The sequence below is a fragment of the Oscillospiraceae bacterium genome, assembly GCA_035353335.1.
Classification (GTDB): domain Bacteria; phylum Bacillota; class Clostridia; order Oscillospirales; family JAKOTC01; genus DAOPZJ01.
In genome coordinates this window covers 1-24,395 of sequence record DAOPZJ010000008.1, presented here as the reverse complement: position 1 = coordinate 24,395, position 24,395 = coordinate 1, and the positions used below count along the sequence as shown (strand labels likewise).

At 43.8% G+C, this 24,395-nt stretch carries 17 protein-coding genes and 1 tRNA gene; 13 read left to right on the top strand and 5 right to left on the bottom strand.

Annotated features, from left to right (window positions below; all coding sequences use genetic code 11):
• The first annotated feature begins 18 nt into the window (after window positions 1–18).
• The 8 genes from PKH29_03085 to PKH29_03050 all read left to right on the top strand — a co-directional run bounded on the left by PKH29_03085 (window position 19) and on the right by PKH29_03050 (window position 8,684).
• Window positions 19–2,076, top strand: coding sequence for an AAA family ATPase (locus PKH29_03085; protein HNX13819.1), 2,058 nt, complete (start codon window positions 19–21; stop codon window positions 2,074–2,076).
• A gap of 122 nt (window positions 2,077–2,198) precedes the next feature.
• Window positions 2,199–3,131, top strand: a complete 933-nt coding sequence (locus tag PKH29_03080; protein HNX13818.1) for a hypothetical protein — start codon at window positions 2,199–2,201, stop codon at window positions 3,129–3,131.
• A complete protein-coding gene (locus PKH29_03075; protein ID HNX13817.1) occupies window positions 3,128–4,318 on the top strand; it encodes an MBL fold metallo-hydrolase in 1,191 nt (396 codons plus the stop codon). The genes PKH29_03080 and PKH29_03075 overlap by 4 nt, the downstream gene beginning before the upstream one ends.
• Before the next feature lie 26 nt (window positions 4,319–4,344).
• Window positions 4,345–5,454 (top strand): WYL domain-containing protein, encoded by a 1,110-nt coding sequence (locus PKH29_03070; protein HNX13816.1) that lies wholly within the window; start codon window positions 4,345–4,347, stop codon window positions 5,452–5,454.
• Window positions 5,455–5,535: 81 nt separating this feature from the next.
• Window positions 5,536–5,745 (top strand): hypothetical protein, encoded by a 210-nt coding sequence (locus PKH29_03065; GenBank protein ID HNX13815.1) that lies wholly within the window; start codon window positions 5,536–5,538, stop codon window positions 5,743–5,745.
• 67 nt (window positions 5,746–5,812) lie between these two features.
• A complete protein-coding gene (locus PKH29_03060; protein ID HNX13814.1) occupies window positions 5,813–7,165 on the top strand; it encodes a hypothetical protein in 1,353 nt (450 codons plus the stop codon).
• A gap of 125 nt (window positions 7,166–7,290) precedes the next feature.
• Window positions 7,291–8,127, top strand: coding sequence for a hypothetical protein (locus PKH29_03055; GenBank protein HNX13813.1), 837 nt, complete (start codon window positions 7,291–7,293; stop codon window positions 8,125–8,127).
• The gene (locus tag PKH29_03050; GenBank protein HNX13812.1) at window positions 8,124–8,684 is read left to right on the top strand and encodes a hypothetical protein; all 561 of its coding nucleotides are present in this window, start codon (window positions 8,124–8,126) and stop codon (window positions 8,682–8,684) included. The genes PKH29_03055 and PKH29_03050 overlap by 4 nt, the downstream gene beginning before the upstream one ends.
• A 92-nt stretch (window positions 8,685–8,776) precedes the next feature.
• On the opposite strand, the gene PKH29_03045 is transcribed toward PKH29_03050, so the two are convergent.
• The 4 genes from PKH29_03045 to PKH29_03030 form a co-directional block, all read right to left on the bottom strand.
• Window positions 8,777–9,433 (bottom strand): VWA domain-containing protein, encoded by a 657-nt coding sequence (locus tag PKH29_03045; protein ID HNX13811.1) that lies wholly within the window; start codon window positions 9,431–9,433, stop codon window positions 8,777–8,779.
• A gap of 117 nt (window positions 9,434–9,550) precedes the next feature.
• A complete protein-coding gene (locus PKH29_03040) occupies window positions 9,551–10,594 on the bottom strand; it encodes a macro domain-containing protein (GenBank protein HNX13810.1) in 1,044 nt (347 codons plus the stop codon).
• Between the two features lie 83 nt (window positions 10,595–10,677).
• Window positions 10,678–11,019, bottom strand: a complete 342-nt coding sequence (locus PKH29_03035; GenBank protein ID HNX13809.1) for an ArsC/Spx/MgsR family protein — start codon at window positions 11,017–11,019, stop codon at window positions 10,678–10,680.
• Between the two features lie 23 nt (window positions 11,020–11,042).
• Window positions 11,043–11,432, bottom strand: a complete 390-nt coding sequence (locus PKH29_03030; GenBank protein ID HNX13808.1) for a hypothetical protein — start codon at window positions 11,430–11,432, stop codon at window positions 11,043–11,045.
• 35 nt (window positions 11,433–11,467) lie between these two features.
• Here PKH29_03030 and PKH29_03025 point away from each other — a divergent pair, with 35 nt between their 5' ends.
• From PKH29_03025 to PKH29_03005, 5 genes are all read left to right on the top strand, one after another.
• Window positions 11,468–11,716, top strand: a complete 249-nt coding sequence (locus PKH29_03025) for a hypothetical protein (GenBank protein HNX13807.1) — start codon at window positions 11,468–11,470, stop codon at window positions 11,714–11,716.
• A gap of 184 nt (window positions 11,717–11,900) precedes the next feature.
• Window positions 11,901–13,985 carry a DNA methyltransferase gene (locus tag PKH29_03020; protein HNX13806.1) on the top strand — a complete coding sequence of 695 codons (2,085 nt, stop codon included), beginning with the start codon at window positions 11,901–11,903 and terminating at the stop codon, window positions 13,983–13,985.
• Between the two features lie 5 nt (window positions 13,986–13,990).
• Window positions 13,991–16,735 carry a DEAD/DEAH box helicase family protein gene (locus PKH29_03015; GenBank protein HNX13805.1) on the top strand — a complete coding sequence of 915 codons (2,745 nt, stop codon included), beginning with the start codon at window positions 13,991–13,993 and terminating at the stop codon, window positions 16,733–16,735.
• A gap of 25 nt (window positions 16,736–16,760) precedes the next feature.
• Window positions 16,761–20,345 carry a helicase-related protein gene (locus tag PKH29_03010; protein ID HNX13804.1) on the top strand — a complete coding sequence of 1,195 codons (3,585 nt, stop codon included), beginning with the start codon at window positions 16,761–16,763 and terminating at the stop codon, window positions 20,343–20,345.
• A 2-nt stretch (window positions 20,346–20,347) separates the two neighbouring features.
• Window positions 20,348–23,758, top strand: coding sequence for an ATP-binding protein (locus tag PKH29_03005; GenBank protein HNX13803.1), 3,411 nt, complete (start codon window positions 20,348–20,350; stop codon window positions 23,756–23,758).
• A 554-nt stretch (window positions 23,759–24,312) separates the two neighbouring features.
• Here PKH29_03005 and PKH29_03000 read toward each other — a convergent pair.
• Window positions 24,313–24,389, bottom strand: a tRNA-Pro gene (locus PKH29_03000).
• Between the last annotated feature and the right edge of the window lie 6 nt (window positions 24,390–24,395).

Here is a 24,395-nt window from a genome sequence, read left to right as displayed (position 1 = left end):
AAGGAGTGATCGCATAGAATGATTTTTTACAAAATAACCGCAATACCCAAACAAATCGAAATTCCCGAGGAAGAGTCTGACAAACAAAGATGGGCGATGAAATTAAGACCCGTTTCGCGTAAATTCACCGACGCCTGCAAACGGAACGCAACCATCAGTATCTGTGAAGCAGAACCCGATCAGTTCATTTTAGCCGCAGTCATTGAAGCCGAGTATGTTTTGAAGCATTGCCCGACTGAACTGGCAGAAAGATATCTGGCGGAGTGCGGATTTTCCGCGAACATAACAGCGACAGAAGAAATCGGCTGCAGCGAACTCGGTGATCTGCTTGATTTGGCGGATAAGGAGAGTTTTATCTACAGCAAATCTCAATTCCTCGATACCCGCAATATCGATATCGGCTCGAGGCGGGGTTTTCACAAACCGAATGACAGAATCATCACCGGCAAAATGACGGCGCAATCCCTCAGGCAATTGGCATGGCGAAACCTTTGCGACACCGATCTCAATCCGGAAATCGACCGAATTTGCGGGCCGGCTTCCGAGCTCAGAAACATCCTTCAGCATCCGGTCCATTATCTGTTTCGTTTCGACATCGAGGAATGTGTTCAACCCATCGTTGAGGGAACGCTCTCCCTGCTCCGTGAAAAAAAGCGGCTCATCAGCGCAAGATATTTCGATTTCTCAGTTACACCGTTTACCGATTCCTCCGACTTGGACCTTCTCCGTTCTATGTATGAAACCTTGGGCGGCGGCGCAGCGGTCATCCGCTTTTTCGGGATTGGGGTTCACGAGGATGAATATATGAAACCCTCCGAATCCGTTGTGATAAAGACCTGCGAACTTGCGCTTGAATTTCATAAAAAGGTGCTGACCATCTTCTGTCTGGATAAAGCCGATGAAAAGAACAAGACGATCATCTACGGCTGTATGGGGGAGATTCCGCTCGTCGAGATTTCAACGTCAGCAGTCGATTATAAAACCGCCCGAAAGCACCTTGCCGCAATGGCTCGGGAGAACCAACTGACGCCCGACAATGCGCTTTATGCCAAACTCGCCGACCGCAATGCGGACCCTGCCTCGGTCCGCTCGGCGTTTTACAACGGCAATGATTTAAAAAAGTCATATGAGTCTTGGTATCATCTCACGCTCAAGACAAAAATCTATCCCCAATATGCCTCGATCTCCGCCTCAAGGGCCATCGCCGCGAAAGCGCCTCCGAAGGGCTCTGCCTATGACGAGCTTGAGCGGATGATCGGCCTTACGGAAGCCAAAAAGGTCATTACCGACGCGTTGAATTATTTCAAAATCCAGAAGCTTTATAACACCCGGGGTATTGTCGGCGGCGAACACCCTTCCATGCATATGGTGTTCACCGGCAATCCCGGGACGGCCAAAACGACGGCAGCCCGCCTGTTCGCCCGGATTATGAAAGAGAACAACCTGCTCTCGGTGGGAGAGATCGTGGAAGTCGGCAGAGCCGACCTTGTCGGCAAATATGTCGGCTGGACGGCGAAGATCGTCCGGGAGAAGTTCAAAGCCGCCAAAGGCAGCGTGCTCTTCATCGACGAGGCCTATTCGCTTGTAGACGACAAGAATGGGTTGTACGGGGATGAAGCCATCAACACCATCGTGCAGGAGATGGAAAACCAACGAGAGGATATGGTGGTGATTTTTGCGGGATATCCCGACAAGATGTCGGAGTTTCTGACCCGGAACCCGGGCCTGCGCAGCCGCATCGCTTTTCATGTGCCGTTCCCGGATTATACGCCTTTTGAGCTGTATGCCATCTTCGAATTGATGTGCGAAAAGCAGAAAATCCGCATCGGCGAAGGCGCGAAAGAGAAGCTTTACCGGGTTTTCGAATCGGCGCAGCGGCAGCCGGACTTCGGCAACGGGCGGTTTGTCCGCAATCTGCTGGAGTCCGCGAAACTGCGGCAGGCCTCCCGCCTCGTCAAAACGGACTGCGGCCAAATCACCGACAACGACCTGCTCACTCTTATCCCCGGGGATTTCGAGTACGCCCCGCAAGCGCCTTGCCGTCCGCAGAAAGCCATTCTCGGCTTCTGCGGATAGCCAATCCTAAAATATCTTACCTTTTCCCATAAATCTCACAACAATCATTGACAGACCGCGAAATATGTTATATTATGGGGTTAGAAACTCGGTTTTACAAATTAAAATAAGGAGAGAATAATATGCCAAAGTTTATTGAATTACTCACTAAAATTCAGATCCCTAGTTCGATGGAAACGAAACTCAATTCTTCAGGTGTTCGCGAAATTTGTTTATCTTCAGAAATGCTAAATGGAAACATGCAAACAGACGATGCTGCCTTTGAGGGCTGGGCATTGTTATTTCATTCGATAGAAAAAAAGAAAATCCTACTTGATATTGATAGAGCACCGTCAAAAAATGATAATCATTATAATCGGTTCCTGTACCGTGTAATGAAATTTAATAAGCAGTTTCCTGACTGGTTTAAAATATCATCTCAATTACGAAAAGGGGTAAATGAATTTGAAGCAATTATCTCATCTGAAACATCAGGAAAATTTGAGAACAACGACCCGGGCGATGAATCTAAATTAACAGACAAAGGTGAAAGAGGAATTGAATCTAAATTATCAACAGTATATGGAACAAAATTACTTAAGGAATTAGCCGCTACAAAAGGAATTGATTTGGGTAAAAACCAAATTTATCGTCAGCTGCCCGTAGGGTTATTCAAAGGTGAAAAAAGAGGTAATAGTTACTTTTTCCCCGGAAAAGGAGCAGATATAGACCTTTGGACGTTTAATGGTGATGCTATATACATTTTTGAGTTAAAATATTCCAACAGGAAAGTCGGATTATTATCAGAGCTATATTTTTATGCAAATTATATGCATGACATGTATGCAGGAGGGAATTCACATTTTATTCGTCGAACAGCCAACAATAATTCTCTAAGAGGTTACGACAAAATTTCTAACGCTTCGATAAAACAAATTTACGCTATTGCACTTGTTGATGAATTCCATCCAAATCTAGATGACCAGAAATGTAAAATTTTCAAATTACTTAACCAAAACGAATCTTTAATAAAATATGATTATTTGATTTATAACCCTAATGATTTAAATAAATGACCATCACCATCCATAAAGGCGCAAACAAAATCGGCGGGAGCATTACGGAAATCTCTTCGGGCGGGTCGCGCATCGTCATCGATTTTGGGGCCGACCTGCCGGGGGTTGATAAGGCGTCCGAGAAAATCAACTCCGAATTCGAAATCGACGGCGTGACCCGTGGAGAGCCGAACTGCGACGCTGTTATACTGACCCACTACCACGGCGATCATATCGGACTTTATGAAAAGATCCTGCCCGAAATCCCCATCTATATCGGGGATACCGCGAAGAAGATCAACCTCGTTCTCACAAAATGGCTTGCGGATCATCGTCATGTTTCGCAAGCCGCTCTTTCCCGTGCCGGAGGTTTTCATACTTACCGAGCAGATGAGCGCTTGACGTTCGGCAATATCACGGTCACTCCGTATTATACCGATCACTCCGCTCTCGACGCCTATATGCTGCTCATCGAAGCGGACGGCAAACGTGTTCTGCACACCGGGGATTTCCGCACGCACGGGACTTTCGGTGCCGGTGTGATGAAGTGCCTGAAACATTATGTCAGCAAGGTCGACGCCGTGATCTGTGAGGGCACGAGAATCGATCAGACCGCGCCTCCGATGACCCTGTGGGAACTCGAAAGCGAAGCCGCGAAATTGATGAACGAAACCAAATACACTTTTGTACTGTGTTCCTCGACCAACATTGACCACATCCGGGCGATGCATCGGGCGGCAAAGCAAAATTTCCGGATGTTCATCTGCGACGGCTATCAAATGAATGTGTTGAAAACCGTCACCGCCGCCGGGTTCTATGATTTTGATTACATCTTTACTTATGATACGAATCTGGATTCGCATATCGCGGAGAGGGGCTTTTGTTGGCTGGTTCGGGCAAACGGGCTTGATGATGACAGCATTGAAAAGTACAGAGATTCCTCCCTGCTGATCTATTCAATGTGGATGGGCTATCTCAACGGCGTTTTCCGTAATGAAAAAACAGCCCGCTTTGTTGAAAACTTTCCGAAATCGGTCTATCTCCACACCTCCGGCCACGCCTCGCGCGGCGCGATCAAAGACGTTCTCGAGACTGTGAAACCCGAAATCGTCATCCCGATTCACACCGAACGTTCGAAGTTGTTCGAAGGCGTTTGCGCCCGCTCCAAAACCATCTATCTGAACGACGGGGAAAGCTTTGCTCTTTAGCAAAAAATCTTGAATGAGGTGAAAAAATGCCGCTCGCGAAAATCATGATGGTCGTCAGCATTCTTGAAATTTTAAAAAAATACTCCGACGAAAACCACCGCCTGACGCAAAAGGAAATCGTCGCGTATCTGAAAAAGGACTATTCGATGGACGCCGACCGCAAGGCGGTGCGCCGCAATCTGACGAATCTCCTGGATGCCGGATATCCCATCAATTATAACGAAATCACGCGCGCCTGCGCCGACGGCGAAACGGAAACCATGCTGACCGACTGGTATCTGGAACGCGATTTCACCGAACCCGAACTGCGGCTGCTGATCGACGGGATCTTGTTTTCAAGCCGCATTCCGCAAAATCAGTGCAAAGACCTGATCGAGAAACTGAAAGGGCTGTCCAGCTGTTATTTCAACGCCAAGGTCTCCCACATCAGCAACCTTCCCGACAACAGGCCTGTGGACACCGAATTGTTTTACACGATCGAAACGCTCAACGACGCCATCTCCGAAAAGAAAAAAGTCGCGTTTCATTACGTCGACTACAAACCGGACAAGCAGCTGGTGGAGCGGAAGAATAAAGAGGGTAAAGTTGCCCGGTACATATTCAATCCCTATCAGATGGCCGCTTCCAACGGCAGATATTATCTCATCGGCAACCACGATGCCCATCACAACCTCAGCAATCTCCGCGTTGACCGGATTCGGGGGATTGAAATCCTGGATGAGCCCGCCAAGCCGACGGCGCAGGTCGAGGGGATGAAAGGCGGGCTTGATCTGCCGAAACACATGGCGGAGCACGTCTACATGTTCTCGGGTGAAACCGTCCGGGTGAAGTTCCTGGCTCCGCCGTGGATGATGAACGACCTGATCGACTGGTTCGGGATGGACGTGCAGGTCAAAATTCCTCCGCATAAAGACGGTCATGACGGCCGCGCCCACGAGCAGGAAAGCTGCGAAAATAAGGGCACGCCGAGAGACCGGATGCTGACCGTGACCGTGAAAATGAACCGGCAGGCGATGCATTACTGGGCGATGCAGTACGGCTGCCACGTCGAAGTCCTCGAACCCGCCGACCTGCGCGAACAAATCAAAAAATCCGCCGAACAAATGGCGGAGAGATATGGATGTAAAAGCATTTAAGATTCGTTATTATAAATGGGAAGTTTGTTTTCGAGTTGTTTAGTTTTTCCCAACTTTATCAAAGTGAAAGGTAGTGTTTGTATGGGTACTTATAAAGAATTGCAGGCATATGTAAAAATGAATTTCGGTTACACTCCAAAAACTTGCTGGATAGCCCACATGAAAGAAATTTGTGGTCTGTCCCCGAAAGTGGCTTATAACAGAAACGATATAAACAAAAGAGAATTCCCATGTCCGAAAGAAAAGCAAGATGATATAAAAGAAGCATTTCGACACTTTAAAATGATTTAGCTGTAAGTAGTTGGAGAATCATTTTTAAGGTATATCAATCAATCTAATTTTAAAGGAGGAAAACATCATGGCAGTCTGGAGATTACAAACGAAGCCCGGTACAGGTAAAAGTATAGCTCGGTATTGCATTGATAACAAGATCGCAGCTTTAGGATGGAGCTTAACAGAAATTCCTGAAGAAGAACGTCAGTGCATTAAAACTTTCGATGACTATCTTGTCTGTGCAAAAAAAGCGGCTTATAAACAATTTAAGGCTTTAACAAGATTTCATAGTTACCAAAAAGAAGGGGATCTGATTTGGGTAAGAGACGAAGGTAAATACTATTTAGGACGAGTTGGAAAACATACAAAATGGAAATTTAATAATGAAGCAGTAAAAATAGATGCTGCAAATCAGTTATCAGATATCGATTGGTACTGTTTTGACGAAGGAGATGAAAGTACAGTACCAGGTGCTGTAAGCACAGCTTTTATAAAAGGTTCGACATTTCAACAAATCCGTAAGAGTGGGATTCAAGAATTCAGCGGTTTGCTATATGATAAACTTGCCGAAACCACTTATTATTCAAACACACAAGTAACCTTGAATCAAAAGAATTTCTATTCCCTTTTAACTCCGGAAGATTGCGAAGACTTATTGTGTTTATGGCTTTATTCTAAATATGGGTATATATGTATTCCTTCGACGAATAAAACCGCCACACCTTTATATGAATGTATTTTAATAAATCCCCAAGATGGTGAGCATATTTATATCCAAGTAAAAAAAGGCCAAACCAACCTCGATGCAAATGCCTATGCAGAATTAAAAGGAGATGTTTGGCTTCTTACTACCGAAGGGGAAGTTAAAAACCTTGAGAATTATAAAGATAGAATTTTTCAAGCCAACCCAATAGAATTATACGAGTTTGCTATGTCTGATGAATCAACCAACATTTTGTCTTCGAGTATAAAAACATGGGTCGAGTTCCTCACTGATCAAGACAATAAAAGGCTTAGAGGAGGAGTAAAAGGGATCATGTTTGATACGAATCAAAGGTATTCGGGAAGCGATGAAAACGATATGATTAATAATAACAGGGTCAGTGCTTATGGTTCTCCCAAGAGATACATAAAATCCTTTAAGAAAGACGATTATGTTCTTTACTACAGTAAAGGGAAAGGGATTATTGCTGCAGGCAGAATAACATCAACAGAGGTTAAAGAATGTGAGAGCGGATTATTCCATGATGTCGATATTCAAATTAAACCTAAATATAAAGAAGGAACAAGAGAGCCGGTCGCAATATCAGCTAAAGAGATCAAGGAAGTATTGAGTAAAGGATTTTTCTTCGCTTCTACAATGAAAACGCCGTTTCTATCAAGAGCGGATTCAGAGAGATTGATTAATGCTTTGATAAAAAAACAAGAGAAGGCATAAGAAATCTCAGTTTTCCCTCCCAACAAATACATGCCCCAATAACATCACATCCTCCCGGCTAAAATTAAACTATCCGCCGGGGGGATTTTTTAATCTCTTTCCATAACACAGGGAGGTTTAGTTATATGCCATTTGATGTAATTGACTTTATCCCCTCGCCTGAAGTTCGCGAAGAGTGCAGGAGAGTTGGAAAATTCTTTAGCACTCGTGAAAAGGCAGCGATTGTATCCCGGAGCCACAGGCCGATGAAAGACCGGCTCGATGCCTATTTGGCCATTAAAGAAGAGGATGATGAGTATCAAAGAACGCTTAAGCCGATAACAGAATGGATGCACGGCAAGTTGGAATCGTTTACGAATACGGAGGACGGCTATGTCTTTTTCTCCAACAGGAGAGGAATTTTCCACGGTTACTTGGATTCATGGGTGAGCAGTGTCTTCAAGCCCGTTTTTGACCGGTGCAAAGAACACGATGAAGATAAGAAATTCATGATTACCAAAGCGGCTGTTGACCGGGAATATTTTAAAACGGCATTTTTTGATCCGAACGGGCAAATCATTCACATCAGCGAGTTTAATCAAAATCATCTAAAAGGCTATGACCCGGAAAAGCAGCTGAATGCTTATCATCCGCAGATCCCCTGCCCTTTTAAAAAAGGGGATTTGGTATGTTATTACTTAGATTCCGAAACCCCGTTGATTTTTTTGGAGCAGGAAGAGCAGATGCGTTTCAAGCACATCGGCGAAGACCCATTTACAGGTCGTCTTTTTACCTGTTCAGGCGTATTGTACAGCCAATTGATTTATTATATGAACGAGCTCCCTCAGGGTGAACTGTTGATTGCGCAGAAAGCCGTTTTGGGAAAATCGGATTTTGTCAGTGCGTTGAATCTCATCTTGAGAAATCGCCTTGAATCGGAGCTCAATGAACTTGATGCATATCATGAAATGGGGATATTATGAGAAAAATTTTTGGCTCCTTGTTTGTTTTTTCGGGAGCGGTTTCAACCATTGTCGGATTCGCAATATTTGACGTTTGTTATTTGGCTCCTATCGGTATTTTTGTTTTAACGGTAGGAATCAACATCCGTTATGCACACCTGATGACTGCTGCAGAATGCAAATTTCTTCACAGCGGTAAATATGTAGACAGTTATGAAAGAGTGGTTGAACTCACCGGAAGAGACGTCGCCGATTTATTCGGGCTCGGTCCGTGTCCTGCGGCAATCTACGACACGAGATTGAAAGACATGACCGGCAGAGATCTCGGCTGGCTGCTCGGCGTTGATGTAAGCGCCGTCGGATATTCTACAAAATTATCGGATATGACAGTGAATGACCTGGGCATTTTATTTCACAAATGCCTGTCTGCGTATGCTGCAAGCACAAAATTCATGGACCTGACCGGTTTTGACCTTGAACGAATATTCGGTGTTGATTTATCGTCCGCAGGTTTTACAAAAGTCTGCGATATGCTTGTTATGGATATCAAGTATTCGGGTTTTTACGACGACCGATAAATTCTCTATCTCGACGCTCACGCGTTTTCTGAAAGGCAGAGGCGCAAGGCGTCATTTTAACGACGCCTTGCGCCCCTTTAAATTACTACGGTTTATTTTTTCGGCTTTTGACGCTTGTCGAAATCCTTTTTGATTTCGGCGTTCCAATCCGCCGGCATTGCCGAATGCGTCCGATACGCGCTGACCGCGTCGCTCATCACGCAGTAATTGAGGCGCGTACCCTTGGCATCGGCGTGGTAATTCTGCGCGCGGTCCGCGCCGATGCCCAGATTGCCTGCGGCTTCCGCCGCGTCGATGTTCGCGCCCAGAAACACGAACTCCCAGCCCTGTTTCGCCTTTCGGTGCTCAATCGCCTTTTTGATCGCCGGAGCCGAATACTCTTTGCTCGAATTTTCGGCGCCGTCCGTGATGATGACGAACATCACCTTTTCGGCGCGGTATTCCTCCGCGGTGTGCTCCTGCGCTTTGTCGATTTTGTCAATCGTCCTGCCGACGGCGTCGAGCAGGGCGGTCATGCCGCCGACGGCGTATTCCTTTTCGGTGATGGGGTTCACCGCCCGGATGTCGGTGCGGTCGTGAAGCAGTTCATACGTGTGATCAAACAGCACTGTCGTAATCAGGCATTCGCCTTCAACCGCCTTTTGCTTTTCGAGCATGGAATTGAACCCACCGATGGTGTCATGCTCAAGACCCGCCATCGAGCCGCTCTTGTCGAGAATAAAAACCAGTTCCGTCAATCCTTTTTTCATTGCCGTGTCCTCCTCAAGTTTTGTGACTTAAAGATACCTCATCGGCGATGAAATAAGGTCGCTTTGAAAGCGACAAAATTGTAAAGTTATTTTTAGATGGCGATTGTCTCTTTGCTTTCACCCTCCGAGCAGCGGCTGGTCGTATTTGAAAAGGACCTCGTTGATCTCGAAGATGTCGTAATGCCTGTTGACGATGAAGTATTCGACGATCACGTCGAATTTCTGACTGTGGGACAGGGCAAATCCCGCCCGCTCCAATAGGTCGTCCGTCTCCCTGAGCGATAACTCCAGCGCGATTGCGAGGGCGATAACGGTGCGCTTGCCCGGCGTATACCCTTTTCCGGTCCGGATTTTCGAGAACAGCTTCCGGTCCAGATTGGCGCGTTTATAGACTTCAACGTCTTTTCGGCCTTTGGCGTCGATCAGATGCAGCAGCGTCTCGGAAAACGGCTCATCCAGTTTACCGACCAGATCATCAATGCCGGCATCGACCTGCGCCGCATGCGGCGCAAGCGGTGCCTGCTTCGTTACCGGCATGTTATAGCGGGAAAGATCGGCTTCATTCAATAAAGAACGCGCGGCGTCAAGCTGCCGGGTTCGGCGAAATTCGTTTTCCCGGGAGCTTTGCTCCTTAACATAATGCTCATCGATATAACTTCTGACTTCTCCGAGCAGCTGTTCGCTGACGGTGTACGCTTCCTTATCAAATACCACCAGGGATACGTCTATGTCGTGTTCTTCGAGGAAAACGCGAATCACTTGTGCGGCGACGCGCAGCGCGTCGGCTTTCGGATACCCGTAAATACCGCTTGAAATGAGCGGAAACGCGATGCTCTCACACTTGTTCTCCGCCGCCCGCTTCAAACTGTTCAGGTAGCAAGAGCGCAGCAATTCCTCTTCGCCGTGCTTGCCGTCACGGTATATCGGCCCGGCGGTATGAATGATAAACTTGGAAGGCAGCGCGAACCCCGGCGTAATGACCGCGTCGCCAATACGGATGGGCGCAAGCTGATCACAGGCGGCCTGCAGTTCGGAACTGCCCGCCGCCTCAAAAATCGCTCCGCAAACGCCGCCGCCCATCGCGAGATCGGGATTCGCGGCGTTAACGATGGCGTCGACCTTCATTTTTGTGATGTCCTGCCGGACGATGGTAAAGGGCATTTGATCACCTCTCGCTGTCGGATTCAAAACATCGTTTTATTCATCCGAATCAAACATCATTGTATGTAATGCGCCGTGCGCTCTCACGCCCATGTTTTCCAAACCTCGGGGGCGTAGCCAACCGTGGCTTGCCTGCCGTTTCGGACGATCGGGGTTTTGAGAAGGATTTGATTTTCAAGGACTTTTTCTTCCTTTGCGTCGGGAGTCAGGTATTTGAAAAGAGTCAGCAAGTCCTGATCCCGGCAGTTCTCGTCAATCAGTTTGTCCCAGCCGCCGACGGCGGATTTCACGCTCAAAAACTCCCCGCGGCTCATCGGCTTTTCTTTCAGGTCAATGAATTGCACCTTGATTCTGCGCTCGCTGAAATACCGCTGCGCCTTCTTGGTGTCGAAGCATTTCAAGGTGCCGAATATCTGTATGTTCATAAGAACCCTCCGGTTTCGCTCCGTCATCGCCTCGGGGTATTCAACCAAACGATTTTTCCGTCTTTCCATTCACCGACAACGAATTCCGAACCGCTGCTTTTCGGCTTATGAAAGACTTTTCCCGTGTAAGGATAATCGACACCCAGGTACTTATATCTTTTATCATCGGTATATTCAAAAAGAAGCGGAACTTTATCGAAATCCAAACCTTTATTGATGCGATTGTAACAATGATCACTTGGGATGATGCTTGTCGGATTGCAGCCGTATTTATTCACAACCCGATAAACAATCTCACCGCGTGAAAATAAAGTTCCGATTTGACAACCTTCAAATGCTTTTACAAACTTTTCATCGTTCTTCAAGAATGCCCGCTCAGAACTCAGGATCAAATTGTTTTCGTATGTATTCATAAGACACCTCCAAATTTCATTCGAGTGTTCGCAGCGTGGATGATTACGGCAACCTCCGTTTTTGTGATGTCCTGCCGGACGATGGTAAAGGGCGTTTGATCACCTCGGGCTATAATAATTTAGAAATTTGCGTAACACCACTTTCCATAATATCACTAAATACTTCCATTTTCAACATCACCGATATCAATGATTCTTATTATAATAATTCAATGTCTGCACTCATTTTGGTACATGCAATAACTGATAATAAAAACTTAGCAGATTCTCTTTCAATGAAGTGACATATTGAGTTTAAAAACTTGTATAATTTGGTTGTTTTTATTCCATTTTTGTAGTATACTGTAAATTAATAGTAGTTTGGGCTTGTATATTCGGAACGTATTCTTTCGCTTATGAATGTATTCCGAAATAAGTAAAAGCGGTCTTAAATTGAATTGATTTCATAAATTTCCGGGAGGCAATTGAATGGCGGCAATTAACGATCTGATAAGGCAAATCGAAGATAAAAAACTTCGTGAACGTTTGGAACAAGAGGTCAATAAACTTTCAAAGCAAAAAAAGTTCGGGCTTGTCTTTGAGGAACATATCCCGGAATGCACTCCGCTTTACGGCATCGAGATACGCCGCGATTCTCTTGCAGCGAAAAAAGCCGGCGAAGTGAACGACGTATATCGTGTCAAGGAGATTCATAACGACATCGCTGTATGCGTTCGCCGTTCAACAAATTCTGAAGAAAGCATCGCGCTCTCCGACCTGGTTGCGATTGCTCAATTCGGAGAGCCGATATACCCGACTCTGTTGCCGGTCGATGCTGTTGAGAACGCGCCGGACAGCAAGTTATGGCATACTTTAATTGAAGCGGATAATTACCATGCGCTTCAATTGCTCGAATATCTCTATCCGAAAAAGGTTGATTGCATCTATATCGACCCGCCATACAATACCGGCGCAAGAGATTGGAAATATAATAATTATTATGTTGATAGTTCCGATACATACCGTCACAGCAAATGGCTCTCCATGATGCAGAAGCGGCTGAAGATTGCGAAGCGGATTCTGAATCCAAACAATTCAGTTCTAATTGTAACTATCGACGAAAAAGAATACTTGCATCTCGGGTGTTTATTGGAGGAAATGTTTCCGGAAGCAAATATACAAATGGTCAGCACATTAACCGCGAGAAGCGGTGCAGCAAGATTTAATAGTTTTAGCAGAGTTAATGAGTTCATATATTTTGTAATGAACGGTAATTATACGATAACGCCGATTGATAATGCTAATTACCAAAAAGAAGGCGACGATATTCATTGGAGATCATTCCGTAGAGGAAATCCAGCAAATATACGCACTTCTCGACCATCGCAATTTTATCCTCTGTATATAGATAAAAATACACATAAAATAATAAAAGTCGGAGATCCAATCACGTCAGAGGTCAATCGGTTTTCAGTTAGTAAAATGGAAAACTGCGAAACAGTTTTTCCCGTGCGTGATGATGGAACTGAAATGATGTGGAGTGTTACACCTAATGCATGTAGACATCTCGTCGAAAAAGGATATATAAAAGCTTCGAAATATCAAAAAGATAAACCTCAACAATTTGCTTTATCTTATTTATCTTCCGGGACAATCAAAGATATTGAAACAGGAAAAGTGTCGGTAAGAGGATACACCGAAGATGGCGGGATTATTGCAAGCAATCTTGAATCTAGAAAGGCAATGCCAAAAACTCAGTGGTCATTTGAGACGCATGATGCACGTGATTACGGAACGAAAGTTTTAAAAAACATATTAGACGAAACACGATTTGATTTCCCAAAATCTTTGTATGCTGTTGAGGATTGTATTAAACTCTTTTGCCTTAATAACCCCAACGCTCTTATTGTAGACTTCTTTGCCGGCTCTGGAACAACGCTTCATGCTGTAAATCTACTTAATGCGGAAGATGGCGGTCACCGTCGCTGCATCATGGTCACCAACAATGAGGTCTCCGATGATGAGGCAAAAACGCTGAAAGCACAAAGTTTTCAACCCGGAGATCCAGAATGGGAAAAGCTCGGTATTGCCCGCTATGTCACATGGCCGCGTACCGTTTGCAGTATCGAAGGTCATGATATCAACGGAAACCCGCTGAAAGGAGATTACCTCGGCAGCGAGCGGGCTATGTCGGGTGGCTTTGCTTCCAACTGTGAATACTTCAAACTCGGCTTTCTTGATAAAAACGCGGTTGCGCTCGGAAAGCAGTTCAAAGAAATACTTCCGCTTTTGTGGTTAAAATCAGGCGCTGCCGGAAAACGCCCGACTTTACAAAACGATGGGCTTCCTAATATGATGATCTTGCCCCAAAATGAATTCGCCGTTCTTATCAACGAGCACGGTTTTCTTGAATTTGAGAAAGAACTGGACAAGTATCCGGAGATTAAGACGGTGTTCATCGTAACAAATTCGGAAGCGGGATATCGTGAAATGATTTCGGGGATGGACGGTAAAATGACATTTCAGCTTTACCGCGATTACCTGGATAATTTCCGTATCAACTGCAGGAGGTAGCTCACATGAAAGTCGAATTATACACTTTTCAAAAAAATGCGCTTTCAAAATTGAGAGCTAAAACAGCCGAAGCGCTCTGTTCTTATCGCCATACCCGTACACCTCAGGTGGTTTCCTATACAGCGCCGACCGGAGCAGGTAAAACCATTATCATGGCGTCTCTTGTCGAAATCATTTTGTTCGGCGATATATTATACTCTGACCAACCCGATGCAATTTTCGTCTGGCTTTCGGATTCACCTGAACTCAACGCACAATCAAAACAAAAGTTCGATTTGAAAGCGGATAAAATCCGTTTGGACCAATGTGTTACCGTTGAAGATGAATCCTTTGATCGGGAAACTCTTGAAGACGGCCACATCTATTTCTTGAATACACAAAAACTCGGCAAGAGCAGCAACCTGACCAAGCATTCGGACGGTCGGCAATACACCATTTGGGAAACACTGCGCAATACCGCACTTGAAAAATATGACCGTCTGTATTTTATAATCGATGAGGCACACCGGGGCATGCAGGGACGCGAAGCCGGTCGAGCAACCACCATCATGCAAAAGTTTCTGATCGGCAGCCCCGAAGATGATCTCCCTCAGATGCCGCTTGTGATCGGAATCAGCGCAACAGTCGACCGATTCAATGCGCTTGTCGCCGGCACGACGTCGACCAGATATTTTGTAAAAACATCCGAAGAAGAAGTTCGCGTTTCGGGGCTGTTGAAAGACAGAATTGTAATTACATATCCGGATACGAAAAACAATGAAATGGCGGTTCTTCAGGCAGCCGCTGATGACTGGAAACAAAAATGGGACCACTGGTCACAGTATTGTTATGAACAGCATTATGCCTATGTGAATCCTATATTTGTAGTCCAGGTACAAAACAGCACGGGAACACGTATTTCGGACACCGATTTGGATGACTGTCTGCAGATAATTGAAGAACGAACCGGTATGCGGTTTCAGGATGGCGATGTGGTTCATACATTCGGTCAGACAACATCGACTCTGCGCGTAAACGGAATTGATGTAAGGTATGAAGAGCCTTCCCGAATTTCCGATGATAAACGAATAAAAGTTGTATTCTTTAAAGAGAATTTATCAACCGGTTGGGATTGTCCCCGTGCTGAGACCATGATGTCGTTCAGACATGCAGCCGACGCAACTTATATTGCGCAGCTTCTTGGGCGAATGGTCAGGACGCCTATGCAAATGCACATCCAGGTTGATGATATTTTGAACGATGTTCATCTGTACCTGCCGTATTTCAGCGTCGGCACAGTAAAGAACGTTGTGGAAGCATTTCAAAGCACTGAAGGAGGCAGCATTCCGACAGACGTATGCGAGGAATCATTCGGTTCAAAAAAATACGAAACCTTGACAGTCCGTCCGAACTACAGTGCAGGTATTAAGCAAGTGAGTATTAAACCAACGCAGACACAGGAACCCGGTTCGGGATCACGAACGGGTATTAACGATGAATCTTCTTCGATTAAACAACAAGATGAAGTAACTCAACCCATCGATTTAAATGCATCAAAATCGGAAGAGGCAGAGACCCAATTAAACCAACCTTTTGCAGGCAATCCCGCTCCTTTCATGAAAATTTCGGAAAGAGAAGAAGTCGTGAAGGCAATTAACGAACTTGGTTTACTGACTTATGATGTTCGCAGCGTCGTAATCAGCAATTACTTGTTGTCTTTATTCGCTCTTGTTCGTTTACTGAGCCAATCGGGTTATGATAACGATATTTCTGAAGTTGTTGCCGATGAAATCGTTGATATAATCCACAATTATATCTGCACATTAAAATCATCCAATAAATACGGGGATTTAGCAGAAAAAGTTATGCAGTTCAAAATGAACACAGAGGTTTTTGATGTTTTCGGCGAATCTGTGGACAATCATCAGATTCACGACTTGTTTTCCTCAACGGATACGGATATTGAACGGCAGTTCCGCCTTGCGGAGACCAAACTCGGTAACGAGGGCATAAGCTTTTCTTATGGTAATAAATACGCAGATTATAATAATCCGAGCAGTTACAAAATTGATATCATCATTTTCACCGATAACAGTGCCTGTATGGACAAACTGAACGAATATGCGAAAGAGAAGTTCCATGAGATCAACGATCGGTACAGGCGGAAAACGATAGGTTTTCCTGATAAATATAAAAAGAAGTATGACGGCATCGTATCGGACGGAGATATCGTAAGCAAACATAATTTCCGGCTTCCCGAAACAATTATTTATGATCACGCGTCGGATGGAAAAGACTATACAGACCATCTCTTTGTCGATGATTCGGGAAAAGCAACCATATCTCTGAACGGTTGGGAACAAGGGGTTCTTAAAGAAGAACAAGAAAATGAAAAATTCGTTTTCTGGCTTCGCAATCCCCCAAGAAAACCGTGGTCTTTGTGCATTCCTTATGAAATAAACGGCGAAAAAAAGCCGACATATCCTGATTTTATCATTATCCGAAAAGACGATTCAACCGGTTATGTGGTCGATATTCTGGAGCCGCATGATCCGACGAGAATCGATAACCTCGGAAAAGCAAAAGGGTTTGCCGAATATGCAAGGCAAAACCCCGGAGTCGGCCGAATTCAGCTTATCCGAAAAGATAAATCAGGTGGTTTCAAGAGACTTGATATGTCAAAAAGCGCTGTGCGGGATAAGGTGTCTCATGTTATGACCAATGAAGAACTGGATCATGTATTCTACACGGACGGCTTTTTTGATAATTGACATAATCATTTTTTGGAGGAAAACTGTGGACGAGAAATATATTGTCAGCAAAATGAACGAGTTCCTGCATACTGCTACGCGGGAACTTGCGGGTTGGCTTGGAAAAATGCTTCCGCAAGTCACAAAAAATTGGTGGCAGGAGTGCGTTTTAGGCAATTTGTCATTCGCACAGCGCAATCTTGCCGTTGACAATGAGTATTCCAGTTTAGAACGGCTTGACTTGGCTGCTCTTCTCAGAATAACCGACCGGTCATGGTACGATATGCGTTCTTTTGCATTCCTTCCGACATCCGAGCGGGAGTGCATCCGCGAAATGTTCAAAGTTAGAAATATCTGGGCACACTGTGCCGGTTGCATCCCCGAAAAAGATGCTGTTGGTCACGATATCAACACTCTTAAGAGCTTTTTTACGCAATTAATGAGCCCAAATGCATTAATAAAAGAAGTTGAAAAATTTTACGAGGATGTTTCCGCCGCCGATTTTGCAAGTTTGCCTTCCGAACCAAAGATTTGTTCGGAAGCCGAATCGACCGCCGCTACTTCCGTTCCAATTGACGCAGGAATTAAAGAAAAGGATCGCGTATATTTGACCGGATCGCCGGACACCCGCGGAATGGTTTTTTCTGTTACCGAAATAAACGGAATAAAAAAATACGAAGTTTTCGTGGACGGGGATTTAAAAACATTCTACGATGGACAAATCAAACTTATTGAGACGCCTTCCTATCATTGGTTGGACCTGGATACATTCCAAAGTTATTTATCCGCATATCAGATTAACAATCCGTCTGCCGGCAATCTCTATTCACTGAATTCGGCGAGAATCGATTTCGTGCCTTATCAATTCAGACCGGCGCTTAAACTCATAAAATCTGACGAACCACGAATTTTAATCGCGGACAGTGTCGGCGTCGGTAAAACAATTGAAGCGGGACTTATTATCAAAGAGCTTGAAGCTCGCAATGAACTTGATAATGTTTTGATTATCTGCCCGAAACCGCTTGTAGCAGAGCGAAAATGGGAAATTGAAATGAAACGCTTTGACGAGGAATTTACCCCGTTAGACGGACAAGCTCTTCGCCAAATTATATCCGATACCGACAGAGACGGTGAGTGGCCTTCACGGTTTAATAAATCAATCATACCTTATTCGATTCTTGATAACAGAGTATATCAAGGGGAAACCATAAAGAAAAAGAAATCCTACGGCTTGTTAGACCTTGACCCTGCGCCGCACTTTGACTTGGTTATCATCGATGAAGCGCATCATATCAGAAATGGGAGTTTAGATAAAGAGAAAGCATTTGCGTATAAGTGCGTTCGTTATTTCTGCGAACATGCGGACGCTGTTGTTATGCTGACAGCCACTCCGCTTCAGACAAGTGATGATGACCTTTTTACTTTATTGAATGTGCTCCGTCCGGATGTTGTTATGGATAAAGATGTTTTTAGAATGATGTCTTTGCCAAATGCCTATATCTCCAGGTGTTCTCGAATTATCCGCGGTGCAGCTGAGGGTTGGCAGCAAAAAGCAATTGACGAGTTGGAAAACCTTGCGGTTACGCAATGGGGAGACAATGTGATTTGTAAAAACCCATTATATATTGATGTCATCAACCGTTTGCAAAAAGCTCCTGCTTCCAGAGAAGAACGGGTAAAGCTTGTTTCCGACATTGAATCTTTGCACAGCTTTAATACGATGCTGAATCGCACAAGAAGGAAAGATATACAGGATTTTTGCGTTCGTCGAACATTTACGGTTGAAACAAACTTTACGGAAATTCAAACGCAACTGCATGACGAGCTGTTGAAATTTGAATTTTCTGCGTTATCCATCCTCCATAATGCCCGTTCTGTGCCTTTCATGATGAGCACCATTCGAAGGCAGGCTGCCAGCTGCATTTTCGGATTGGCTCCGCACATCAGAGATATTATCGACCGTCGGTTTGTTCAGTTGTGTGATGATCCGGAATTTGATATAGAAACAGAAGATTTCGAAAATATTGCAGAGGGTGCATTTTCCGGGCTGGCGAAACACGTGCTGGAATTGGCTGATAATCTTCCCGAAGACGATCCCAAATTTGACAGTATTAAAACTGTTATTTTCGAAAAGCAAAAATATGATAATAATAAAATCATCCTGTTCAGCACGTTCAGGTATACATTGGCGTACATAAAACGCAAGCTTGAAGCGCTCAATCTCCGGGTCGCTCAAATAGACGGCAGTGTGAAAGACGAGATCAGACGGGACCTTCGGGAAAGATTTGAACTCCCAAAAACCGATTCAGACGCAATCGATATTATGCTGTTTACCGAAGTCGGCTCAGAGGGATTGGATTATCAATTCTGCGACACCATGATAAATTATGATTTACCTTGGAATCCGATGCGAATCGAACAGAGAATCGGGCGAATTGATCGCCGTGGGCAAAAGAGCGAGGCAGTAAACATCTATAATATTATCACTGCTGACACGGTAGATGCCGATATCTATTCAAGATGTTTAATGCGAATCGGTGTGTTTGAAAGAAGTATCGGCGAATGTGAAGAAGTTCTCGGCGAGATAGGTTCCCGGATTGAGCAAATTGTAGCCGATGCAAGTCTCACTGACGCTGAGAGACGGGTAAAACTTGAGCAGATGGCTGATAATGAGGTTCGAAGACTTCAGGAACTGTCGAGGCTTGAAGACGAAGAAAAAGAATTGTTTGGCTTCGATCTGTCGAATTATACGGTCGCAAATGAAATCAAAGAAGCTGAAAATCCATGGATTTCACCTTCAAAAATTCAACATTTGGTGGAGAGTTATTTATCATTCCGGCTTGGCGAAGGTCAGTTCATTATCGGCGAATCCGATCTGAAACGAATTCGACTCTCTAAAAATGCTCGGGATATCTTGCGTGATGATTTCAGAAAATTATCTGATGTAAGGTCTGCCGTGAAGCGGCGTTGGGATTGGTATTTGAAAGGCACGGAGCCGATGCATACTTTAACCTTTGTACCGGAAATTGCGGAAAAAGAAAGAAATGCGTTTTTTATTACCGCAGTCCACCCGCTTGTGAAACAAGCCGCGCTTTACTTTTCATCAAAGGAAACGGCCTATATACAATTGAGGTATTATTCTGACACGCTGCCAAAGGGTTTGTATGCATTTTCAGTTTACGCATGGAATTATATAGGTTTAAATCCGAAGGTCAGATTGGTTCCCGTTTGTCAAAGTGAAATCGTAGAAAATGAACTGACTGAAATTTTACAGGATGCTGAATCGTGTTCCGCTTCCGCAGCCGTTGATTCGAAGGTTTTTAGTACCTTGGAGAACCGTCAGGTATCGCTGTGGATGAATGAGAAAAAAGCTCATATAGCTGCAGCAAAAATGACAGCTTCCTATAAACTCGAAAGCATCGGGGGTAATTATCGGAGTCGGAAGCGGAGCCTTGAAAAACTGATTCAAGATACTTTCGACGAAAATATACACCGTATGTATCGAAGCGAACTCGAATCAGCATCTTCGGTTTATGAAAGGAAGGTCCAAATTATCGAAGAAAGCACTTTATGCGCGGACATTCACACAACTTTAATTGCAAATGGAATTGTCGAAATTAAAGGAGAATGATTATGAACATCGCCGATCAAATTAAAATCCAACAAGACAATAGCGGAATGCTCAGAAGAGCGCTTGAACGAATCATCCAGCTTTATACCGATAAAGCACATTTTATTTACGAACTGCTGCAGAATGCGGAGGATGCGGAAGCAAAAAGCATTAAGTTCGTTCAATATAAGGATCGCTTGGAGGTATATCATGATGGGAAACCGTTTACGGAAGAGAATCTCCAAAGGCTGTGTGATATTGGGCAATCCGACAAGGCGGGAAATTTAAATCAAATCGGCGAATTCGGAGTCGGCTTTAAATCCGTTTTCGGCATTTGTGACACTGTTAAACTTTATAGTATGCCACAGAATTATAAGGGGCAGCTTCCTAATAACGCAAACCCTTTTGCCGTTCAGATATATGACTTTGTTCATCCTGAAGATATTCCGCAAACAGAAATCGAATCCGATTTCACGACTAAGTTTGTATTCCCCTATAGTTGCGGCAAGTCATTTTCAGGTTATCGTTCCATTGATATTTTAAACAACGGTCTCAAGCAAAGATTACAAAACTTAGGTATTACGACGCTTTTATTTATGAACAATCTTTCTTTAATTGAATATAAAATAAATATCGAAGGTTCAAGAATTGAAGGCAAATATCAACTTGATAAAAAATTGTTGAATGATCATTGCTCTTTGGTATCTGCTCTTGGGGAATCCACATTAAAAAACGAAGAAAAAATTTCGTATTTAAAATTTTCGCGCCGCATTGATTATAATTCACATAGAACAGTGGATATCGCTTTCCCGGTCAAAGTGAGTGATGACGGAAAATACGAATGTCAAAAGCTCAAGTCACCTTATATTTCGGTGTACTTTCCAACGGAAACAGAGAGTAAACTGGATTTTATCGTGCAGGGTCCTTACAGAACAACACCAAACCGCAGCAGCATCCCTTGTGACGATCTCGATAATATTCAATTGGCAAAAGAGACCGGTATTTTGCTCAGCGAAAGTATCAGAGAGCTAAGGAATACTAAAAATCTCAATATGAGCTTTATCAGGGCGTTGCCTACTAATGCCGCAAGATTCGAACACTTTGGGTTGTTCGGTACTTTATTTGAAACAACAAGAAAACAACTATCTAATGAAAAAATCCTCCCATGTAAACGCGGTGGCTATACCTCTGCTCTAACAGCCAAAATCGCACGAAATGAAAAACTGGCAGAACTGATTACCGATGGTTTGTTGTCTGAATTAATTCACGATTACTGCGAATACCATTGGCTGCCGACTTTTCTCACTGAATCAAATCAGGAGTATAGGTATTTATATGATTTTTTTTCGAACGAAATGAAGATAGAAGTGATACGGCCTGAATCGCTTAGGGGTTACTTTGATAAAAATCCCGACTTTTTACCCGCGCGCAGCAACTCTTGGCTTATTGAACTTTACAGGATTCTTGAAACCGTACCTTATGCCTTTTCAAAAAGCGGTCAAAACCTGCTTACGTCAAACATTGTGAAAACATCCGCCGGGGCTTTTATGGCACCCTATCGAAAAATCGGCTCACAGTTTTTACCGAATGTTTTTCTTCCGTCGAAAAATATCACCTCCAAGGATATCAATATTGTCGATAGTGAAATCTATGAAAAATGTAAAGATTTTTTTGATAACATCCTTCAGCTCGAAAAGCCCAATGAATATGAGTTCTTTATTAATGATTTCAAAAAACGATCTGAAGAAAGCATTGATACATCGAAGCATATCGAGGATGTTAAAATACTTTTAAAATATAAAGCTAACCCGGCATATACCGAAGAAATCGTGGAGATGATGAAAAATTATCTCGTTTTACGCTGCAAGAACAAAAACGAAAACAAATTCATCAATCCATATAAAAACAGGATATATTTGCCCTGTTCAGAAACAGGAATTGATATTGAAGCGTATTTTCGAAATATTGCCGATCGATATATAATTGATGCCGATTTCTACGAAAATAACGGAGTTTCAATTCAAAACTTATTGGAATTTAATCTTTTTGATACTCTAGTAACCGGCATTGAGAAAACTACCGGCATTTATTATAGCAGCAATCGTCATCCGGATTGGTCTACTAACGGAGATTTTCGTTACAGATTTTCGATGGAATGCATTTCCGAGGCATTAAAATATATTTCTTTACATCCGGGCAACAAGGACTCAATACTAAAATCAAAAGCCATATTTCAGACATTATTGGAAAATGAAGCACAGCTTACCGGTAAACTTATTATCAAAGGGAATACGCCGGATATTAATCATGCATATTGTGATTTGATATCCTTACTACGACGAGAAAAATGCCATTCCGAATGGAATGGAAATTGGTTGTATACCGAATCAAATGAACTGGTTTCGCAAAACCAAATCACAAAGCACGACTTAAATCATTCGATTTACGGCAATGTCAGTCCTGATTCATCCATTTATGAAATGCTTGGATTTAAAAAGAGCTCAGATGATCTTTTAGCTGAGTTGAATAAGGATTATGATAATATTCCCGTGAGCAAACGTGAAGCATATTTTGCTATTGAACTGGCAAGAAGATACGGTATTACTCCCGATGATTTGAAAACAAAGTTTAGTGGGGGAAGCGGAAAAGAAAATTCGCACCCTGAGGAATACCCATTTCCGATCGGAAGGGTTAAAAACTGGCAAGCATTAAAGAAACATGCTGCTGAAATGCTTATTTATGCAAATCCTGTTGAGTATGATTTTAAAGTTCGACATATACGGGTCAGCAATTGTGCAGCCGAAATCAGAGCCTATTTGATGAACATATATCGTTATGACGGCATATATAAATACGCCTGCCAAATGTGTCACAAACCGAATATATTTGAGTATGCTCAGATTTTTAATGACCCGAAAGTCGAACTCGATCCTATGAATCTATGCTTATGCCCTAATTGTGCATCGGAATACAAAATTCTAAGAAATAATTCAGTTATCATGGACAATCTCAAAAATGACTTGTTGAGTTACAACGAAAAAACTGTACATGATGACAGCCATATCGCCTTTTTTGTTGGCAATAAAGAATTATGGTTTGCTCAAACGCATTTTGCGGAGATTCATGAACTCTTAAAACTTCAAAAGGATATTTCTGAAGGCAGACATGCTCAAACAGATAGCGTTAGTAATACAGGTGCTAGAAACGAAGATGAATTTAAATCTAAGGACGGATTAAATGTTTATAAGGCTTATATCGGTAAAAGGGTTTTTCATAGGATATCGAAATTTTCCGGTAAAGTAACTGCCTGTGACGGTAAATATATATTTGTATTGGCTGAAGATGGAGATAAACAAGGGGAGATAATAAAGTATGCTTTATCAAACTGCATAAAAGACAATCTTCTAAAAATAATCGATCAAAAAGTTGGCTAGAAATTCATAACAGAGTCTGCCCGGGCGTTCGGAGTCTTCGACTCCTCCCTGCGGGCAAAAAATGTGTTTCTTGGTCGTGGAGTGAAACGCCCGCTGCAGGCAGAACAAGTCTACCATGGCGTTCGGAGTCTTCGACCCCTCCCCTTGGGGGCATAAATCAAAGAGGGACCTAAATGGTCCCTCTGCATTTTATTGGTCGTGAGTGAAACATCCGCTGCGGCGGATGTTCGGATGTCGAAGGGCAAAAAACGAGTTTTTTGGTCGTGAGTGAAACATCCGCTGCGGCGAGTGTTCGGAGTCTTCGACTCCTCCCTAAAAAAGCACCTTTAGTGCCTTTTGTGACAGAATGTCGAAAGGTTCGACTCCTCCCTAAAAAGGCACCTTTAGTGCCTTTTGTGACAGAATGTCGAAAGGTTCGGCTCCTTCCCTTCGGGGCAAAAAATGCGTTTTTTGGTCGTGGAGTGAAACGCCCGCAAAGTCGGGCGTTCGGAGTCTTCGACTCCTCCCTGCGGGCATAAAAATAAGAGGTATCGTTAAGATACCTCTTATTTTTATGGTCGGAGTGACAGGAGTCGAACCTGCGGCCTCTTGAACCCCATTCAAGCGCGATACCAAACTTCGCTACACCCCGACGACC

Excerpts from the sequence above, each read along its gene's own strand:
- PKH29_03085 (HNX13819.1), top strand. The coding sequence starts at position 19 with ATGATTTTTTACAAAATAACCGCAATACCCAAACAAATCGAAATTCCC.
- PKH29_03080 (HNX13818.1), top strand. The coding sequence starts at position 2,199 with ATGCCAAAGTTTATTGAATTACTCACTAAAATTCAGATCCCTAGTTCG.
- PKH29_03075 (HNX13817.1), top strand. The coding sequence starts at position 3,128 with ATGACCATCACCATCCATAAAGGCGCAAACAAAATCGGCGGGAGCATT.
- PKH29_03070 (HNX13816.1), top strand. The coding sequence starts at position 4,345 with ATGCCGCTCGCGAAAATCATGATGGTCGTCAGCATTCTTGAAATTTTA.
- PKH29_03065 (HNX13815.1), top strand. The coding sequence starts at position 5,536 with ATGGGTACTTATAAAGAATTGCAGGCATATGTAAAAATGAATTTCGGT.
- PKH29_03060 (HNX13814.1), top strand. The coding sequence starts at position 5,813 with ATGGCAGTCTGGAGATTACAAACGAAGCCCGGTACAGGTAAAAGTATA.
- PKH29_03055 (HNX13813.1), top strand. The coding sequence starts at position 7,291 with ATGCCATTTGATGTAATTGACTTTATCCCCTCGCCTGAAGTTCGCGAA.
- PKH29_03050 (HNX13812.1), top strand. The coding sequence starts at position 8,124 with ATGAGAAAAATTTTTGGCTCCTTGTTTGTTTTTTCGGGAGCGGTTTCA.
- PKH29_03045 (HNX13811.1), bottom strand. The coding sequence starts at position 9,433 with ATGAAAAAAGGATTGACGGAACTGGTTTTTATTCTCGACAAGAGCGGC.
- PKH29_03040 (HNX13810.1), bottom strand. The coding sequence starts at position 10,594 with ATGCCCTTTACCATCGTCCGGCAGGACATCACAAAAATGAAGGTCGAC.
- PKH29_03035 (HNX13809.1), bottom strand. The coding sequence starts at position 11,019 with ATGAACATACAGATATTCGGCACCTTGAAATGCTTCGACACCAAGAAG.
- PKH29_03030 (HNX13808.1), bottom strand. The coding sequence starts at position 11,432 with ATGAATACATACGAAAACAATTTGATCCTGAGTTCTGAGCGGGCATTC.
- PKH29_03020 (HNX13806.1), top strand. The coding sequence starts at position 11,901 with ATGGCGGCAATTAACGATCTGATAAGGCAAATCGAAGATAAAAAACTT.
- PKH29_03015 (HNX13805.1), top strand. The coding sequence starts at position 13,991 with ATGAAAGTCGAATTATACACTTTTCAAAAAAATGCGCTTTCAAAATTG.
- PKH29_03005 (HNX13803.1), top strand. The coding sequence starts at position 20,348 with ATGAACATCGCCGATCAAATTAAAATCCAACAAGACAATAGCGGAATG.